The following is an 18,531-nucleotide window of genomic DNA, read 5'->3' on the forward strand; positions in this document are numbered from 1 at the left end:
TCTGCGTGCTGCCGGAATCGAGGCCACCATAAAAGATTGCGGTATCAACCCGCCGCGGCGGCCTTGGCCAATGGGCGCGGCATTCGGGTCGCAAGGGCTTGCTCGTCGAGCCCGTGCCGGTCTCGCAACAGCGCCAGGCACCGGTTCCGCTCACTCAGGCCGCGCGCCTCGGACCAGCCCTTCTCCTCCGTAAGCAGTTCGAGCGCAGCGTCGAGAATGGCGAGCGAGAGCGTGCCGGAGACCGCGAGCGTCGTGCGGCGCAAGAGCAGATCGTCCAGATGCTCGACCGCCTCGTTGCGGATCAGGTACAGAAGTTCCCGCACGGTATGACCGGCGCCCGGGATCACGGCATCGCTTCCCTGGGCGATGAAAGCCGCCAGCGCCTCCGCTTCCGTTCCGTAGCGGGAGAACAATTCGGCGACGTGCGGCGGCGGCAGGCCGCAACGAGCGGCCAGCGCGGCAATCCAGCTTTCGCGATCGGCTGGAAATCGCCGCCCGCCGCCGATGGCGCGGTCGGCCGTCGAGACGTGGCGTGAAAGACCGAGCCGTTCCAGAGCCGTGTCGGCGGCAAGTTCGCCGAACGAGCGAAAGGTCGTCCACTTGCCGCCGATCATGCACAGCACCGGCGTGCCGGCGCTCTCGATCATGGTGCAGAAATGGTCGCGCGGGATGCGGCCGGTGAAACTGTCGCTGCTGGCGGGCAGCGGTCGCACGCCGGAGAACTGGAAGACGATTTCATCCTGCCCGATCTCGATACCGGGCAAGACGAAGGCCAGAGACTGCAGGATGTAGTCGCGCTCTTGTTCCTCGCACCTGACGGACCCGGGATCCTCGACCCGAATGTCGGTCGAGCCGACCAGCACCTTGCCGAAAAAGGGAAAAAGGATGCAGATGCGGCCGTCCTCGTTTTCGTAATAGATCATGTGGTCGCCGAGTGCTTCTCGCAGGCGGGCATTGTCGATGATCAGATGCGATCCCTTCGTGCCGCCCATCAGGGGAGCTGGACGGTGGTCGGCGGGGAGCAGCGCGCAATTGGTGATGTCGATCCATCCGCCGGTCGCGTTTACGATCAGCCGGGGCTCGATCTCGACTCCGACCTCATCGATGCCGTCGGCTATGAGGTATTTGCCGGCCTCGTTTCTGCGAAGCTCGGCATAGTTCAGCGCTGCCGCCTCAGTCGAAGCGGACAGGCCGTCCTGCAACAGTTCCATGCCGATGCGCTCGGGGTGGCTCACCCAGGCATCGTAATAGGTGGCGGAACTGCGGATCTTCGGGTTGAGCGCAGGCCATTTCGCGAGCGTCGCACGACGGCCGCGGAACCGGTGCCGCGGCATCAGCGCCCGCTTGCGCGTCAGCAGATCGTAGATCGAAAGTCCGGCTTTGATCGCGATCGCACCGCGGCGGCTCGGCCGACGGCTCAAGCCGAGAAAGCGGACGATACCGTTGGCAAGGCCGGAGAATGTGTCGAAGACCGGAACCGTCGTCGCCAGAGGCGCCACAAGATGCGGCGCGTTCCTGAGCAGCCGGTCCCGCTCCACGAGCGACTCCTTGACCAGCGTGAATTCGCCGTTTTCGAGATAGCGCAGGCCGCCATGCACCATGCGCGACAGGGCAGCACTTGCACCGGAGCAGTAGTCGTGTTTCTCGACGAGCAGGACGCGCACCCCCTGCAGCGCGAGCTCGCGAAAGACGCTGAGCCCATTGATGCCGCCGCCGAGGACGCACACGTCCACCTTCGGGCTCCGGCGGAGCCCGTCCAAAATCTCTGTTCTTGTCATGGGGCGGTCCGTTACCTGTCCATGTTAGCCAGCTCAGCCGCTATCGCAGCATCGATCGCCGAGAGGTCGTTCGCGTCGAGCCGGATCGTGCCGGCTCTTGCGTTGTCGAGCGCCTGGGCTGGATTGCGTGCGCCACAAAGCGCAAAGGTTATGCCGGGCTGCGCCAGGGTCCAGGCGATGACGATCTGAGCGACCGTTGCCTCGCGCGTTTGGGCAATCGGCCGTATCGCGTCGGCGAAGCGCATGGCCTTTTCCCGGTTTGCGACGGAGAACCGCGGGTTGTCCTTGCGCTGGTCGTCGCCGGAAAAGACCCGTTCCGGCCCGATCGAGCCGGACAGGAGCCCCAGAGCCAGCGAAGAATAGCTGAGCGTTGCCACCCGATTGGCCGTCGTGACCGGCAGGAGCTCCGCCTCGATCTCACGGTCCATCATGCTGAATCGTTCCTGGATCGCGTCAAGGCCGCCGATCTTTACGTAGGTCTGAAGTTCTTTCAGGTTCACGTTGCTTGCGCCGATCGCCCGGATCTTTCCGGCAGCGCGCAGGTCTTCCAGCGCCCGCATGGTTTCCTCGATCGGCGTCGTCGGGTCCTGCCAATGGGTGATGTAAAGATCGATATAGTCCGTGCCGAGTCGCCTGAGGCTCTGTTCCACTTCGTGGAAGATCGATTCCCGGCCGAGATGGCGATGGACGGGCTTGCCGTCCTGGTCGAAGAAGTGATTGCCCCGGCGTGTGTGCCAGACGAGGCCGCACTTCGTTGCGATAACCGCCTTGTCGCGGCGCCCGGAAAGCGCCTTGCCGACGATTTCTTCCGCCCGGCCGAGCCCGTAGGCGGGCGCGGTGTCGATCAGCGTCACGCCGGCATCGAGCGAGGCATGGATGGCGGCGACGGATTCCCGTTCGTCCGTGCCGCCCCACATCCAGCCGCCGATCGCCCAGGTGCCGAGGCCGACCGCCGACGTGGCAACCCCGGAGCGGCCGATTTCCCGTATCAATTGCCGTCCGTTCATCAGTGCTCTCCGCCTTCCTTGGCCAGTTCGAGAATGCGAACCCCCGTCGCCTGGTCGGTGACGAGCGTGTCCAGATGATTGCCGCGCATGACGCTTAAGATCGGCCCCGCCTTGGTCGGTCCGCTTGCAACACCGATCTTCGTCGGGATCGAAGCGAATTCCGCGAGCGTCAGCGAGACCAGACGCCGGTTGAGACCGTAGCCGCAGACGCGCCCGTGATCGTCGAGCAGATGTGCCAACAGTTCGCAGGAGGCGCCGGATCGTTCGATCGCCTCGCGATCCGTGCTCGAGGAGGGGTGCAGGTCGTAATAGCTGGAGTCGTCCGACAGGATCGAACCGATGCCGACGACCGCAACCTTCGCTTCTCGTGCCCGCTTGAAAACGTCGGCCACCGCGCGCATCCCGAGCAGCATTTGCCGCTCTGCCTCGCTGTCGGCAAAGAGCGGCGCGTGGATCTGGAACGAATGCCCGCCGAGCCGGTCCGCCATCAGGGTCGAGACGTGGTTGACGTCGGTATAGTGCTTGCCCTGTACGCAGCCGGTGGCCGGTATGACCTCAACGTCGAAACGCCGTGGCGGCTGCAGGCCTGCGACCACGGCGCTCACGCCCTTGCCCCCGGTGATGCAGATCGTGTCGCCGTCGGCGATCTCCTCCATCAGCAGCCGTGCCGCCGCCTCGCCGACCGCTTGCAGCGCGATCTGGGGGTTGTCGGAGACGGTCGGCACGACGACCGCACGGCGGATGCCTCCGAGCGCCAGCAATTGCTCTTCGATTGCGACCAGCGGTTCGACGGGGGACTTGATCTTGATTTCGACAAGGCCGAGTTGGCGGCCGCGCTTGATCAGGCGGTTGACGGTCGCATGCGAGATGCCGAGCTGATCGGCTATCTGCGCCTGCGTCAGTCCCTCCAGGAAGTGGAGCACCAGGGCCTGGTGCATCTGCCGGGCGATGACGATCTCTTCACGCGGGGCAGACAAGGGTTTCGGTTTGGCGTTCGGCATTTCAGGCAGCCTTCCGCTTGTGCAGCATATGATCGATGGAAACGGCTGCGAGCAGTATGCAGCCCTTGATCATATCCTGCCAGTAGACCGAAACGTCGAGCAGGATCAGCGAGCTGGTGACGACGGAGAGGAGGGCGATGCCGAGGATGGCGCCGAGGATCGTCCCCGATCCGCCGTTGAGCGAAGCGCCGCCGATCACCGCCGCCGCGATGATGTTGAGCTCCATGCCGACGCCGAAGGTCGGCGTCGCCGCGCCGAAGCGCGACATGTAGATCGTGCCCGCCACACCCGAGAGTGTCGCGCAAAGAACCGTCACCCAGAATTTGACGTCCTTCGTCTTGATCCCGGAATAGAGTGCGGCCTTCTCGTTGCTGCCGGTGTAGAAAACCTTGCGGAAGGCGGTTGCCCGGCGCAGCAGAAAATCGAAGGCGGCAACGACGGCGATGAAGATCAGGATCACATAGGGCACACCGAAGAAAGTGCCCTGGCCCACAGCCTTGAACTCCGGCGGCAGGGTGAAGAGCGAAAGCGGCGTGCCTTTCGTGATGACGAGGCAGAGACCGCGCACGATCACCATGGCCGCAAGCGACGTGATGAAGTGGTTGAGCCCGACGACGGTGACGAAGAAGCCCATGATGCAGCCTATGGCGGCACTGGCGGCAATGCCGACGAGCGATGCCGTCCAAGGATCCAACCCCATCAGGAACAGAGAGCCGGAGAGTACCATCGAGAAGCAGACGACGGAGCCGACCGAGAGATCGATGCCGCCGACGATCAAGAGGATCGTCATGCCGACGACGACGATGCCCTCGACCGAGAAGGACATGAGCATCGCCCGGAAATTGCCGAGCGTCAGGAAATGCGGCGAGGCGAAGCTCATGATGATGCAGAGCGAAAGGATGATCGCGATCAGTCCCGCCTCGCGCATCGTGCCAATCCGCTTCCAGCCGGGTCTGCGCGTTCTTCCGGCGACCCCCAATGTATCGACTGCCATAGCCCTGTCCCCTGCTTCTTCAGGCAGCATGCCCGGATGCCTTCAAATTTGTTTCGTTCGCCGCGCCGATGCCGGATGCCAGCCGCATGATCGCTTCCTCGGTCATTTCATCGCCCGAGACCTCTCCGGCGATCCGGCCCTCGTGCACCACCAGCACGCGATCGCAGAGGCCGATGAGCTCCGGCAGTTCCGACGAAATCACCAGGATGCCGATGCCGGCCTGGGCAAGCTCGCGCAGCAACCGATGGATTTCCGATTTGGCGCCGACATCGATGCCGCGCGTCGGTTCGTCCATCAGGATCACCTTTGGATCGACGGCCAGTTGCTTGGCGATCGCGACCTTTTGCTGGTTGCCGCCCGAGAGCGAGGAGACCGGCATGTCGACGCCGCCCATCCGCACGCCAAGCCTGCGGGTCAGGTCTTCGGCGAGCATCCTTTCCCTGCGGGAGTTGAGCAGGCCCAATGAGGTCAACGCCTTCAGATCGAGTGCGGCGATGTTCTGGGCGATCGAGAGATCGAGGAAGACGCCGGATCCCTTCCGATCCTCCGAAAGATAGACGACGCCGGCCGTTGCCGCGTCGCAATAGCGCCGTAGACGAAGCACCCTGTCATGCAGCCGGACTTCGCCTTGCGTCACCGGTCGCAGCGCGCAGATGCCCTCGGCGATTTCCGTCCGCCCGGAGCCGATCAGGCCGCCGACGCCGAGAATCTCGCCGTGGCGAAGGTCGAAGCTGACGTCGCGGAAGCGCGCGCCGTCGCCAAGGCCGCGGACCGAAAGAACCGGCTTGCCTATGCGCCCGCAGAATTGCTGCTTGTCCGGATAAAGCTGATCGATCTCGCGGCCGACCATCAGGCGGACGACGTCGTCAGGAGTGACCTCAGCGATGGTTTCCGTCGCAACATAGCGGCCGTCGCGGAACACGGTCACCCGGTCGCAAAGGCTGAACACCTCCGCCATGCGATGGCTGATATAAATGATCGAGATCCCGCGCGCCTTGAGGTCGCGAATGATGCCGAAGAGCACCTGCGCTTCTGTCTCGGTCAGCGCCGCCGTCGGCTCGTCGAAGATGAGCACGCGGCAATCGAGCGTCAGCGCCTTGGCGATCTCTACGAGTTGCTGGCTGGAGATCGGCAGGTCGCCCACCCTTTGGGTAACGTCGATCGCGGCCAGTCGGTTCATCACGGCCTGGGCGTCGCGCTCCAGCTTGGCGAAGTCCATCAGAACCGAGCGTCTCCGGTTCGTCGCCGCCATGAACATGTTTTCCGCGATCGTCGCGTCCGGGCAAAGAGCGATCTCCTGGTGGACGAGCCCGATCCCGAGCGACTGCGCCGCCGCTGGCGAGGCGATCTTCACCGGTGCGCCTTCGACGAGGATCTCTCCCTCCGACGGCTGCAGCACGCCGGCGATGATGTTCATCAGTGTCGATTTGCCGGCGCCGTTCTCACCGCAAAGTGCGTGAACTTCGCCCCGTTCGAGCCGAAAGTTTACAGCTGTCAATGCCTTCACGGCACCGAAGTGCTTGCTGACATTGTGGATCTCCAGCACGGTTGCTGACGCCATTACCGATCTCCTCCCGGTTCGTGGGCCGCCCGGAGGGCCGGGCGGCCGCTTTGGAACCTTATTCCTCGATACCCTTGGTGCCGCGGCGCTTCAGGTACCTGTCCCAGTAGAAGTCGTCGGCGTTGTCGGCCGTGACGATCGACAGTCCGTTGTCGACGACGGGGATGCTCATCGGGTTGAAGCCGGAGCGCTTGGCGTCGTTCATCGGGTCGATGAGCTCGGGATGCTTGGCGAGCCAGAGCAGCAGGAAGCCCATATAGCCCTGCATGCCCTGGTTCGGGTTGATCGAGCCGAAGACCTCGCCAGCCTTGATCATGTCGAGAATGTTGGCGTTGACGTCGGCGCACATGACGAGGACCTTGCCGCCGGTTTCCTTGTTCGCCTGCGCCGCGCCGATCGCCGAATTGGCCTCGGGCATGAAGACGGCGCCAAGGTTCGGGTTGGCCTGGATGAGGCTCGTCAGGCCCTGGTAGGCCTTGTTCGGGTCCTGATTGGAAGCGGCCCGGCCGACGAGCTTCATATCGGGCCATTTTTCCTCCATGCGGCCGATGAAGGCCGCAATGCGCTTGTCGTGATTGTCCTGGCCGGGATTTTCGAGCACCGCATATTCGCCCTTGCCGCCGAGCTTTTCGGCGATCTTGTCGGCGGCATAGATGCCTTCGCGGGTATTGTCGGAGGTGATGTAGGAAACGCGCTTCGACAAGGGTGAATCCGCGGCGAAGGTGACGACCGCCGTACCCTGCTCGATCGCCCGGTTGATCGGCTCGATGAACGGATCGGAGTTCATCGGATGAACCAGGATGCCCGCCGGGTTCTGCGCGAGTGCCTGGTCGAAGCTGGCGATCTGCTTGTTGACGTCATATTCCGGCGTTCCGGTGTATGCCGTCTCGCAGCCGAACTGCTGGCCGGCCTGCTTGAACATCTCATAAACGGGGAACCAGTATTCGACGCCGGATACCATCACGTTCATGACGTATTTTTCGCCCGGCTTGCAGCGGAACGGGTTTTCCGTTTCGGCGGCGGCTGTGCCGGCAAGAAGCGTGGTTGTAAGGACCGCCATCGCGGTCGTGCTGAGAAAATTGCGCAAGAGTCCTCCTCGAGGCCGAAGCCCCTCCCAAAAAGCGCGTCGGCGCGCCCAAGGCGGCCGCTCAAGTTCGTGAAGTCCGACCTTCCTCCTCGAAGTCCGGTAGAGGCAGGTAACTCCATGGAAGGACGTGTGTCAATATATTTCGCTATGTGAAATATATTTCATACCGTCTCCGCTTGTGCGGGGATGCCGGGTTTGAAGACAGCTGGTCGAGAGGACAAAGTCATGGAGCATGGGATCACACCTAAGACCGAGCATGCTCCGCGCGTCCGGGGCATCGCCTGGCAGACGCGCAGCGTCGCCTGGTTGCTGCGCAACGGCAACGCTCTCGAGAGCGCACTTGCGCAGCAATAGCGATCAAACCCTGTCGGTGCGGCCTTCGGCGTTGCGGCTTCAGCCCCGCGGCCTGCCGGCGACGGATCGCAGGTTGTCGAGGAGGACCGCGATCAGCAGGATGAGGCCACGCACGACATTTTGATAGAAGGCCTGGATGTTGAGCAGGTTCATCACGTTCTCGGCAATGCCCATGATCAATACGCCGACGACGACGCTGGTCATGGTCGCCCTGCCGCCGGCAAGCGAAACACCGCCGAGAACGCAGGCGGAAATGACCGAGAGTTCGAGGCCGATTGCCGCATTCGGCTGGCCGGAAGTGATGCGCGAGGCCAGCAGGATTCCTGCCACGGCGCATACGAGTCCCTGCAGTGCGAAAATCCAGATGCGCGTGCGCGCGACGTCTACGCCCGCAAGCCGGGAAGCTTCCGGGTTGCCGCCGATCGCAAGCGTGTTCTTGCCGAAGACGGTACGGTTGAGCAGGAAGCCGAAGACGATGAAGAAGGCGACCATCACCCAGATCGGCGTGGGGACAGTCAGAAACTTGGACAGGGAGAGCTGGTAAAAGGCCGGATCGTTGATTCCGACCGCGCGCCCGTTCGATGCGATCAAGCCGAACCCGCGGACGATTTGCATCGTCGCCAGCGTAGTTATGAGCGCATTGATGCGGAAACGGGCGATCACGATGCCGTTCGCGACGCCGACGATTGCGCCGCAGGCGAGAGCTGCGAGCAGCCCGAGTACGATCGAGCCCGTGGCATTCGATGCCATGACGGCTACCATTCCGGAGAAAGCCACAGTCGAGCCGACGGAAAGGTCGAAGTCACGCGACGCCAGGCAGAACATCATCGTGCAGGAGACGACCCCGATGGTCACCACCGACTGCAGCAGGCCCAGCATGTTGCGTTCGGTGAGGAAATTCGGAACCGTCAGCGACACCACCAGCAAGGCCGCGGCGAAAATAACCACCAGTCCCTGCTCGCCGAGAAGGAGTTTTTTCAAGGAAGTCGTCATCGTTACCGTACCTGTTCGGAAAGGGACACACTTTGGGCTGAAGCATCCGGGAGCGCGGCTGCGAGAATCCGGTGTTCGTCGAAGTCGGCTCTTGCGACATCGGCCGCGATGCGGCCTTCGCACATCACCAGAATGCGGTCTGCAATGCCCATTACCTCGGGCAATTCGCTCGAGATGACGACGATGGCCATGCCTTGCGCCGCAAGCTCGTAGAGAATGTCGTAGATTTCCGATTTCGCACCGACATCGATGCCGCGGGTCGGCTCGTCGACCAACAGCACCTTGACGCCCTCTTCCGACAGCCAGCGTCCAAGGATCACCTTCTGTTGGTTTCCGCCGGAAAGATTGACGATGTCCTGGGTGCGCGACGGCGTGCGCACGCGCAGCTTCGCGATGAACCTGTCGGCGAGCTCCGCCTCTTTTTCGAGGTCGAGAATGCCGAAACGCGAGAAATGGCGGCGGGAGGAGATCGCTATATTCTCCTCGATTGAACGCCCCTGGACGATCCCGTCGGATTTTCGGTCTTCCGGGCATAAGACGACGCCGGCACGGATCGACAGTTGCGGATTGTCCGCCGGTACGGCAACGCCATCCACCAGGACCTTGCCCCGCGAGCGGCTATCGGCACCATAGACCAGGCGGGCCATTTCGCTGCGGCCGGCGCCGATCAGCCCGAAGAAGCCGAGAATTTCGCCCCTGCGCACGGAGAAACTGATCGGATGGGGCAGAGCGGCGCCGGCAACGCCTTCGACTGTAAGCCTCGCCGTCCCGAGCGGCCTGGGACGCCAGCCCCAGATGTTCGCTATTTCGCGCCCGACCATCTCGGCGATGATCTGCTCGCGGCTGACTTTCGAGATGTCCGGATGATGGGCGGCAAGGCGGCCGTCTCTCAGCACAGTGAGGCTGTCGCACAGGCGGAAGATCTCATCCAGCCGATGCGAAACATAGAGGATAACGGTGCCGTTCGACCGCAACCTCTCGATCAGGGAAAAGAGGATCTCGCTTTCGCGTGAGGAAAGCGAAGAGGTCGGCTCGTCGAGCGCAATCACCCGGGCATCGATCATCACTGCCTTGGCGATCTCGACCATCTGGCGCTCCCCGATCGACAGGGACGCGACCTTCGCGGCAGGATCGACGTCGATACCGATTTCCGCAAGCCTGTCGGCGACGACTCTGACCAACTGGCGGCGGTCGATGACGCCGGCCCTGCCGGGAAAACGTCCTAGCCAGAGGTTTTCGGCGACCGTCAGCTCCGGCACGAGCTGCAGCTCCTGATGGATGACGATTACGCCCGCGTCAAAGGCGTCGCGTACGGAACGATAGTGTTGCGGCTCGCCGTCGATGCGGATCTCGCCGGTATCGGCAGCCTGGTCCCCGGAGAGCACCCGTATCAAGGTGGACTTTCCGGCTCCGTTTTCGCCCATCAGTCCGTGAACGGCACCCTTGCGGACGGAAAAGGAGACCTCCGACAGCGCCTGGACGCCGGGATAGCCTTTTGAAATCGATTGGAAGTCCAGAAAATCCTGCATGGCAGCGCTCGGGGAAGGATGCCCGGCGCTTGCGACCGCCGGGCTCGTTTCAAACGGGGGCAGGGCTTACTCGATGCCGAGTTCCTTGCGGACGGCCTCGTAGTTGTCGCGCAGCGCGAGCTGGCCCGCGGTCAGGGTCAGCTTTTCCGGTTCCTTGGCGTTGGCGATCCACTCATACATGTTGAGGGCCGTCTCGTAGCCGTGGCGCTTCGGCGAGATGATGACGGTGCCGAAGAATCCCGTGGGCGAGGGCTTCTTGAATTCGTTGATCGCGGAGTCCGCGCCGCCGATGCCAACGCCGATCATGCTGTCTGCGGAAATGCCGACCGTCTCGGTGGCGCGCACTGCACCGAGAACGGCTTCGTCGTTGAGACCGACGGCAACCCACTTCTTGATGCCGGCGTTCTTGTTAAGAACGACCGTCGCGGCGTTGAGCGCAGCTTCGGTGTCGGTCTTTGCCTGCGGTGCGTCGAAGATATTGGCTTCAGGGAAGCCGTTCGCTTTCAGGACGGAGAGCGCGCCCTCGACGCGGTCGACCGCAGTCGGGAGCTGGTCGTAGGAAACGCGGATCGCGCCGACGTCCTTCATGTCCCAGCCACGCTTCTTGATCTCGGCAATAATCGCCTCGCCGACGGCCTCGCCGATCTTCGTGGCGGATATGCCCATATGCGGCACGTCTTCGATCGGGCTGCCGTCTGCATTGACCAGGCGATCGTCGACGGTCATCAGCTTCAGGTCGTTGGCTGCCGCCTTCGCGACGATGCCGGGGCCAAGCTTCACGTCAGGGGTGCAGATGATGAAGCCCTGTGCACCTTGAGCGCCGAGATTGTCGATGGCCGACTGAACCTTTTCGCCATCCTGGGCGCCGATCTTGACGAGCGTGAAACCCTTTTCCTTGGCTGCCTCGTCGGCGAATTTCCATTCGTCCTGGAACCATGGCTCCTCCGGTTGCTTGACGATGAAGCCGATCTTCACGTCGGAGGCGAAGGCGGATGTTGCAGCAAGAATCGCGACGGTGCCGGCCAAAGCGACGGCCTTGATAAAGCGCATGATCTCTCTCCCTGTTCGAACTGCTCCCTGCAGCGGTCATTGGTGTAGGATGGAAAGATCATACTTGTCAATTGGTCTTGTATGATGAATGATGGACTTAAATCTGATAATGAGCCGTGAGCGGGGGATCGTCACTCCAGGCCAATTGCGATAAGCATCGCTTCAAGCCTCGAGAAATTCGGTCGCAGATGGAGAGTTCGGTGCAAGCACAAGAGGAAGAATTGGTGGATGCGAGCGGCACGTCTGCCCGCCGGCCCCGTGTCCGGAAGGACGTGACACGGGCGATCGCTTCCGAGATCTGCGGCGACACCTATCCGGCGGGCAGCTTTCTGCCGCGGGAGAACGACCTATGCGAGCGCTACGGCGTCAGCCGGACGGTGATACGGGAATCGCTGAAGATTCTCGAATCGAAGGGACTGGTGCGCGGTCGCTCGCGCGTCGGCACCGTCGTCTGCAGCAAGGACGAGTGGAACATTCTTGACCAGCAGGTGCTGGAGTGGATCGGCGACCGGATTTTTCAGTTCGACCTTCTGAACTGCATTCTGGAAGCCCGCCGTGCGATCGAGCCGGTTGCGGCGGAGCTGGCAGCTGCCCGCGCGACGGTGCAGGAACTCGCCGAGATCGAGCGCGCCTGGCAGCAGATGAGAGACGCCGAAGGCGACATCGTGAAGTTCACGGCGGCCGACGTCGCCTTCCACGAGTCACTGTTGAGGGCGAGCCACAATCAGGTGTTTCAGCAGCTGGCGAGCATCATCCAGGCCGGCCTCAAATTCTCTCTGCAAGCCTCGAACGAGGCGGCGGATACGTGCGGCGACGCTGTGGAGATCCACAGACAATTGCTCGAAGCGCTGCGGATGCGCGACACGGCTGCAGCACGTGCCTGCTCGTATCGGTTGTTGGACCTTGCCGCACGCGATCTCGCCGTCGCCGTCGAAAGGCATTCGCCGCAAGTCTGACGGCCAATATCCGACGCCGTTCGGATAACCATCTTCCCACGCAGATTGGACGCATTTCCATGAAAATCACAAAACTGACGACCTATATCGTTCCGCCGCGCTGGCTGTTTCTCAAGATCGAAACCGATGAGGGTGTCGTCGGGTGGGGGGAGCCCGTGGTCGAGGGGCGGGCTCTGACGGTCGAAGCTGCCGTTAACGAGCTCTCGGATTATCTCGTCGGCAAGGACCCCTTCCTCATCGAGGACCATTGGAATGTCCTTTACCGCGGCGGGTTCTACCGCGGCGGCGCGATCCATATGAGCGCGCTCGCCGGTATCGACCAGGCGCTCTGGGACATCAAGGGCAAGGCGCTCGGTCAGCCGGTGCACTCCCTCCTCGGCGGGCAGTGCCGCGACAGGATCAAGGTTTATTCCTGGATCGGCGGTGACCGCCCGAGCGACGTCGCGAACAATGCGCGCGAGGTGGTCGCCAGAGGCTTCAAGGCGATCAAGCTCAACGGCTGCGAGGAGATGCAGATCGTCGACACCAATGAGAAGATCGACAAGGCGGTCGAGACGATCGGGCTCATCCGCGATGCGATCGGACCCCACATCGGCATCGGCGTGGATTTCCACGGACGGGTCCACAGGCCGATGGCGAAGGTCCTTGCCAAGGAACTCGAGCAGTTCAAGCTGATGTTCATCGAGGAGCCGGTTCTTTCGGAGAACCGCGAAGCCCTCAAGGAAATCGCCAATCACTGCTCGACGCCGATCGCGCTTGGCGAAAGGCTCTACTCGCGCTGGGACTTCAAATCGGTTCTCTCAGACGGCTTCGTCGATATCATCCAGCCGGATCTTTCCCATGCCGGCGGGATCACCGAATGCCGCAAGATCGCCGCGATGGCCGAGGCCTACGACGTGGCTCTGGCGCCGCATTGCCCGCTCGGGCCGATTGCGCTTGCCGCCTGCCTCCAGGTCGACGCGGTCAGCTATAATGCATTCATTCAGGAGCAGAGCCTCGGAATTCACTACAACGAGGCGAACGACATCCTCGACTACATCTCCAATAAGGAGGTCTTCGCTTACGAGGACGGCTTCGTTTCCATTCCGCAGGGACCCGGTCTCGGCATCGAGGTGGACGAGGCCTATGTGGTGGAGCGCGCGAAGGAGGGGCATCGCTGGCGCAATCCGGTCTGGCGCCATTCGGACGGCAGTGTGGCCGAGTGGTGAGGACTATGCGCCGATCGAAGGGAGGGCAGGGATGAGCGGCCGGCTTCAAGGCAAGCGGATCATGGTGACCGGGGCGGCGCAGGGCATCGGCCTTGCCATTGCCGAAGTGTTCCTGTCGGAGGGGGCGGCACTCTTCCTTATCGACCGCGACGGCCCCCTGCTCGAAAAGGAAGCAAGGCGCCTGCAGCGGCCGGGACGAGTGTTGGCCTCCGCGCAGGCCGACATTACCGATGCGGAAGCGATCGAGGCGGCCGTCTCGGCCGCCGCTTCGTCGATCGGCCCGGTCAATGCGCTCGTCAACAATGCCGGGGTCAACGTGTTCTCGGAACCGCTGGCGACGAGCGATGCCGACTGGCAACGATGTTTCGACGTCAATCTCCGTGGCGCCTGGAACTGCTGCAAGGCGGTGCTGCCCGGCCTGATCGAGCAGGGCGGCGGGGCGATCCTCAACATCGCCTCGACGCACGCCTTCACCATCATTCCGCACACATTTCCCTATCCGGTCGCAAAGCACGCGCTACTCGGCATGACGAAATCGCTCGGCATCGAGTACGCGTCGAAGGGTATACGGGTGAATGCGCTGGCGCCGGGTTACGTCCTGACCCAGAAGGCCCATGACTACTGGAACAGTTTCCCGGACCCGGCGGCAGCCGAGGCCGCAACCATGAAGCTTCACCCGGGCGGCCGCATCGCGACAGCGGAAGAGATCGCCCGCGCCGCCGTCTTCATGATCTCGGACGAGTGCCCGTTCATGAATGCGACGTGCCTGACGGTGGATGGCGGGCTCAGCGTCCTGCATCATCCGGCGTGAAGCCAAGCGCCGCCGCGGCAGGCGCTGACTGAAGGAGCTAAAAAGCCGCTCGCCCGGTGCCCCGAGTCACAATGCCGACGCATGTGGCATCGAAGCGCAGCATTTCGCCTCTCTTCGGGCGTGATCTACAATCGGTCTCGCCTGCGGCGGAGTTCGGCGGCGATCAGTGCTTCGTCCCTCCGCAGGGAAAGATGTTGTGCGGCGGCCATCCCATCCTTCCAGACGGACATGGCGCGAGCCTCCTTCCCGTCCAACCAAAGCGATACGCCCGACCACAAGGCAAATTGCGGCGCTCCGATCGGAAATATCCGGGCGTATCGATCGAGTTCGCGGAGCGCCTGGCCTTCCCATTGCGGCCAGTCTTCGTATGCGTGTGAAAGGCCCGCCTCGCGGCCGCGCAGGAAAACCTCGGCCGCGCCCGAGATGCCGACCAGCGTGCTGTGGGACGAGGGGCGCCGCATCGCTTTCAGCAGCTGCAGGGTTTCCGCAGCAGCCTGGACGCTCTCCGCATGCCGCCCTGTACGCGCAAGAGCAAGCGCAAGCGCCCCCTTCGCCGATATCTGCGCCGCCAGATCCACCGACCCGAGCATGGCTGATGTGATCAGTCGGAGAATATCGACTGCCTCGCGCGGCTGATCGGTATGGAGCACGCAGAGCGCCTTGCACCGGAGCGCCCAGATCTCCTGCTGGATATTTCCGGCGTTCTGAGCGCGGGAGAGAAGCGCCGTCGTCGTCGGCTCGAGGGCGGCCTGCTCGCCGCGGTAGTACAAGGACCAGAAGCGCATGCCCTGGGCGTTGCACCATCGCAGCTGGTCGCCGGATCGAAGGCAAAGTTGTTGTGCCTGCTCGAGCCGCGCGTCGACGCCCGGCCATTCTCCACGGCCGAGTTGCCAGAGAGCATCGAGATTGCACACGTGCGAATGTATCGCGGTGTCCGCAAGTTCGACGGCAATCCGTTCCGCTCTTTCCATGAAGTATCGGCAAGCGCGGCGCCAGCCCATCATCCCGAGTCCACAGCCGAGCTGAGACGCGGCGACCGCCATTTCGGTCGTCTGTCCGGTTCGTTCCGCGCGTGCCACGGCTCCGAGCAGATTGCACATTCCGCGCGTGAAGCGAAGCTCGAAATAATCCACCATCGCAGCCTGGTTGAGGCAGCGCGCCATCTCCCGTTCCCAGGATCGGAGGTCTTCGCGGCGTATGATCTTCGCGGACGCCGGCAGGACCTGCTGCAACGCCAGCCGCATACCCCGGGCGGCAAGGCGCAGCAAAGTGACGGATGGGGAGACTGGAACCGGTTGCCCGGCCGCCTTGAGTGCCTTTCTGACGGCCACGCCCTGCGCATGAATATCGCCGCGGCTGTAGTGAGCCTCCGCCAGCTTCCGACGCCACCGAACCGCCTGAAGCCGCTGTTCGGGGGTCCAATCCTGCGGCTTGGCTTCGTGGGTCATGCATATACCCAGGAAAGATTCGACCTCCCGGAAGGCGCCGATCTGCAAGGCCCTTGCGGCAGCCAGATCCGCATACTTGACGACTTTCTCCTTATTGTCCGCAGCTTCGAAATGCCGGACGAGAACCGCCAGGTCGCCCCCCATTGCTTCGATACGGCTGCGCTCGAGCCATTGGGCGAGGTTTGCGTGCAGACGGCCGCGCAAGTCCCCGGGCATCGATCCATAAACAACATCTCGCGTCTGGTCATGGCGGAACTCATAGCTTCCCGGTTGATCGAGCCGGCGCACGAGATGGGCGTCGACCAGTGCCTCGACGGCCGATCTTAGACTCTCCGCATCCAACTCGTCCTTGAGCAAAGCCTCGAGCTCGACGAAGGTGAATGAGCGCCCGATGACGGCCGCGGCCTTGATCACGTCCTGCGATGTCGCGTCGAGGCGATCCACACGCTCCCTGATAACCCGTTCGACTCCCTCGAAATACTGAAGATCGTCAAGTGGACGTATCGAGCGCCAGAGACCATCGCGCACTGCGATCAGGCCTTCGCTCTTCAGGGTATGGGCGATCTCCTCGGCGAAGAACGGGTTGCCACCGGCAAGAACCGCGATCCTGCGGGCGAGCTCTTCCTGGGGCGATACGTCTCCGAGCGTGCGCGAGACCAGCTCGCAAACCGCGCTGTCGCTGAGCTCTTCGAGTTCCAGCATCCGGCAGCGCCGCGCCGGATTGTCCATGTCGGTTTCGTTAATTCTCGCCGCCTCGGCCCGCCGCCGCAGATGTTTCCATTCGGCGGGGACCTCCTCGGAGCGGATGCAAAGCACGAGCAACAGCGAAGGTAACGATCCAAGCACCCACTCGACGAGGCGCCATGAGGCCGAGTCCAACCATTGACTGTCTTCGAGCACGAGGGCGAACGGCCGTGGAGCCAACACGCCCAGAATGTCTCCCAGGAGGCGCATGGTGGCATCGGCGCGATGCGCGCCGTCAAGGTGTCGCGTTCCCTCGCTCTGTTGGATCTCGACCGCCAGAAGGTCGTTAAGCAAGGGCAGGCGATCCGCAATCCAGGGGACCGAGCGAACGCGGGCGGCAATGCTCTCAAGCAGGACGAGGCCATCGCTCTCGGAGGGCAGCCCGAGGAGCGATTCCAGCACCCGCCGCCACGCCAGGAGAGAGCTACGACGGTCGTCCCGCTCGGCGGGGACCACGGAGACGGCGACCCCGACAGCGCGGAGATTGTCCGTGAACGTCGCCACCAGCCGGCTCTTTCCGATCCCCGGCTCCCCGAGCAGGGCGACGAGGCCGCTTGAGCCGTCACGCGTTTCATCGAACGCTTTCTGAAGAAAGGCGAGCTCGCGCTCGCGGCCGATAAGCGCTGCCGCAGGCAGCGGCCGCGATCGCGGCTCCAGGGGACGAAAGACCGGAGCTACGTCGCCGAGTCCAGCCAGCTGGAGGGTCCCGCGCCTTTCGAAATCAAACGATGTACGGCTCGCTCTCTCGGTCGGCGCGTCGCAGAGCACATCGTCGGAAACCGTCGTGACGAGTCGCGCCGCGCGATTGAGGGGGGTGCCGAGCACCATCAACTGCTGCCGGCGGGCGCCCCCCACGACGCGAAACAGTGCCTCACCTGTCGCAACGCCAACCGAAACGGAGAGGCCCATCTCTTCTGCCTGGCGGCTGATGGCGCGAGCAGCCTCCACGGCGCGGGCCGGGTCATCGCGATGAAACGTACCCCTCGTTCCAAATACACAGATATATACGAGCCCCTTATCGTCGAACAGCAGTTCGCCGGCCGGTCCGCCGCACCGCCTTGAGATGCGTTGAAGTTCGGCGCAGAGGCTGTGATGTCGCGCAAGCGCATCAGGGTCCCGATGCCCGATACCGATGATCCGGGCAAAAAGGACTGACACCGGCCTGATCTCGGCAAGCGTGTCGAATCTGGCATCACGGCGGCGGTCTCGCTCGGCGGAATTGACCGCCGGGCCCGCTGCAGGCGCGGATTGGGGGGCCAGAAGCAGCTCCTGCAATTGCAGCGGCAGGAACTCGACAAGCCACTCGGAGGCAATCGTCGGCCCCGAAGGAGCAACTGGGGGCATCAGCGCATTTTCACCATCGCCGCGAAGCGCCTTCGCCGCATCCTCGGAAAGAACGACCTCCCAGCGACGAGCGAGCGCCTGCGAACGGGCCGCCTGAATGACGGCATCGCCGCCGGCCACCAGGTTCCATACCGGCGCGCCGCCTACCGCGGCGGCCCATAGCTGCCCGGCGCCAACGCCGATGTGGAGAGCCGGCCCGATTTCCCCTTGCCCGGGATCTCGCCGATCTCGGCTTTCCCTGCAGATCGCCTCCGCGCACTCGGCGGCGCATTTGACCGCGTTTCCGAGACCCGCTTCCCCAGCGGGCCAATAGGCGAGGAGCGAGTCTCCCGCAAAACAGACGACTTCGCCGCCCCGGTCGCAGACGTGGTCGGCACAGCGCGCGTAGGAAAGGCTGAGCAGCTTCGGGATCTGCACGAGCCCCTCCTGGCCGCGGCGCGCGAGCTGTTCGACAAGGGCCGTGTACCGCGAGACATCGACAAAGATCACCGCGGCCGGAAACGTCACCGCCGACGGCCGCTCTCCGTGAGAGCCGTGAAGTCGGCCGAGCAAAGTCAGCGGCAGAAAGCGTTCGAGCGACTTTGCGATCGTCTCCATGTCTCCTTCGCACGATGATCAATCACGCGAGTAAAGGGCGTCTCTCGCGTAAAAGTGCATTTACCTCTC

At 63.3% G+C, this 18,531-nt stretch carries 14 protein-coding genes; 4 read left to right on the forward strand and 10 right to left on the reverse strand.

Features of this window, described 5'->3' with window-relative positions; translation table 11 throughout:
- Positions 1-44: 44 nt before the first annotated feature.
- From SINAR_RS0101710 to SINAR_RS0101735, 6 genes are read right to left on the reverse strand one after another with little or no spacing between them, the layout of a single operon-like run.
- On the reverse strand, positions 45-1,778 hold the full coding sequence (locus tag SINAR_RS0101710) for a glycerol-3-phosphate dehydrogenase/oxidase (protein WP_027997431.1): 1,734 nt from the start codon (positions 1,776-1,778) through the stop codon (positions 45-47).
- Positions 1,779-1,789: 11 nt separating this feature from the next.
- Positions 1,790-2,785 (reverse strand): aldo/keto reductase, encoded by a 996-nt coding sequence (locus tag SINAR_RS0101715; RefSeq protein ID WP_027997432.1) that lies wholly within the window; start codon positions 2,783-2,785, stop codon positions 1,790-1,792.
- Complete coding sequence (locus SINAR_RS0101720) at positions 2,785-3,786, reverse strand: sugar-binding transcriptional regulator (RefSeq protein WP_027997433.1); 1,002 nt, start codon at positions 3,784-3,786, stop codon at positions 2,785-2,787. The genes SINAR_RS0101715 and SINAR_RS0101720 overlap by 1 nt, the downstream gene beginning before the upstream one ends.
- A gap of 1 nt (position 3,787) precedes the next feature.
- Positions 3,788-4,780 carry an ABC transporter permease gene (locus SINAR_RS0101725; protein WP_027997434.1) on the reverse strand — a complete coding sequence of 331 codons (993 nt, stop codon included), beginning with the start codon at positions 4,778-4,780 and terminating at the stop codon, positions 3,788-3,790.
- Positions 4,781-4,799: 19 nt separating this feature from the next.
- Entirely contained in the window at positions 4,800-6,341 is a 1,542-nt protein-coding gene (locus SINAR_RS0101730; RefSeq protein WP_027997435.1) for a sugar ABC transporter ATP-binding protein, read from the reverse strand.
- 58 nt (positions 6,342-6,399) lie between these two features.
- On the reverse strand, positions 6,400-7,428 hold the full coding sequence (locus SINAR_RS0101735) for a substrate-binding domain-containing protein (protein WP_027997436.1): 1,029 nt from the start codon (positions 7,426-7,428) through the stop codon (positions 6,400-6,402).
- 225 nt (positions 7,429-7,653) lie between these two features.
- Here SINAR_RS0101735 and SINAR_RS1000000138135 point away from each other — a divergent pair, with 225 nt between their 5' ends.
- Positions 7,654-7,782, forward strand: coding sequence for a hypothetical protein (locus SINAR_RS1000000138135; RefSeq protein ID WP_272913669.1), 129 nt, complete (start codon positions 7,654-7,656; stop codon positions 7,780-7,782).
- 39 nt (positions 7,783-7,821) lie between these two features.
- On the opposite strand, the gene araH is transcribed toward SINAR_RS1000000138135, so the two are convergent.
- The 3 genes from araH to SINAR_RS0101755 all read right to left on the reverse strand — a co-directional run bounded on the left by araH (position 7,822) and on the right by SINAR_RS0101755 (position 11,354).
- Positions 7,822-8,775 (reverse strand): L-arabinose ABC transporter permease AraH, encoded by a 954-nt coding sequence (gene araH / locus SINAR_RS0101745; RefSeq protein WP_027997437.1) that lies wholly within the window; start codon positions 8,773-8,775, stop codon positions 7,822-7,824.
- Positions 8,776-8,777: 2 nt separating this feature from the next.
- Positions 8,778-10,304 carry an L-arabinose ABC transporter ATP-binding protein AraG gene (araG, locus tag SINAR_RS0101750; RefSeq protein ID WP_027997438.1) on the reverse strand — a complete coding sequence of 509 codons (1,527 nt, stop codon included), beginning with the start codon at positions 10,302-10,304 and terminating at the stop codon, positions 8,778-8,780.
- Between the two features lie 66 nt (positions 10,305-10,370).
- On the reverse strand, positions 10,371-11,354 hold the full coding sequence (locus SINAR_RS0101755) for an arabinose ABC transporter substrate-binding protein (protein WP_027997439.1): 984 nt from the start codon (positions 11,352-11,354) through the stop codon (positions 10,371-10,373).
- A gap of 188 nt (positions 11,355-11,542) precedes the next feature.
- On the opposite strand from SINAR_RS0101755, the gene SINAR_RS0101760 reads away from it, so the two are divergent.
- From SINAR_RS0101760 to SINAR_RS0101770, 3 genes are read left to right on the forward strand one after another with little or no spacing between them, the layout of a single operon-like run.
- Complete coding sequence (locus tag SINAR_RS0101760) at positions 11,543-12,310, forward strand: FadR/GntR family transcriptional regulator (RefSeq protein ID WP_027997440.1); 768 nt, start codon at positions 11,543-11,545, stop codon at positions 12,308-12,310.
- A gap of 59 nt (positions 12,311-12,369) precedes the next feature.
- Positions 12,370-13,518 carry a galactonate dehydratase gene (dgoD, locus tag SINAR_RS0101765; RefSeq protein WP_027997441.1) on the forward strand — a complete coding sequence of 383 codons (1,149 nt, stop codon included), beginning with the start codon at positions 12,370-12,372 and terminating at the stop codon, positions 13,516-13,518.
- A 31-nt stretch (positions 13,519-13,549) separates the two neighbouring features.
- Positions 13,550-14,329, forward strand: a complete 780-nt coding sequence (locus SINAR_RS0101770) for an SDR family oxidoreductase (RefSeq protein WP_027997442.1) — start codon at positions 13,550-13,552, stop codon at positions 14,327-14,329.
- Between the two features lie 125 nt (positions 14,330-14,454).
- On the opposite strand, the gene SINAR_RS0101775 is transcribed toward SINAR_RS0101770, so the two are convergent.
- On the reverse strand, positions 14,455-18,462 hold the full coding sequence (locus SINAR_RS0101775; protein WP_027997443.1) for an AAA family ATPase: 4,008 nt from the start codon (positions 18,460-18,462) through the stop codon (positions 14,455-14,457).
- Positions 18,463-18,531 lie beyond the last annotated feature (69 nt).

The sequence above is a fragment of the Sinorhizobium arboris LMG 14919 genome (genome assembly GCF_000427465.1).
Taxonomy (GTDB): domain Bacteria; phylum Pseudomonadota; class Alphaproteobacteria; order Rhizobiales; family Rhizobiaceae; genus Sinorhizobium; species Sinorhizobium arboris.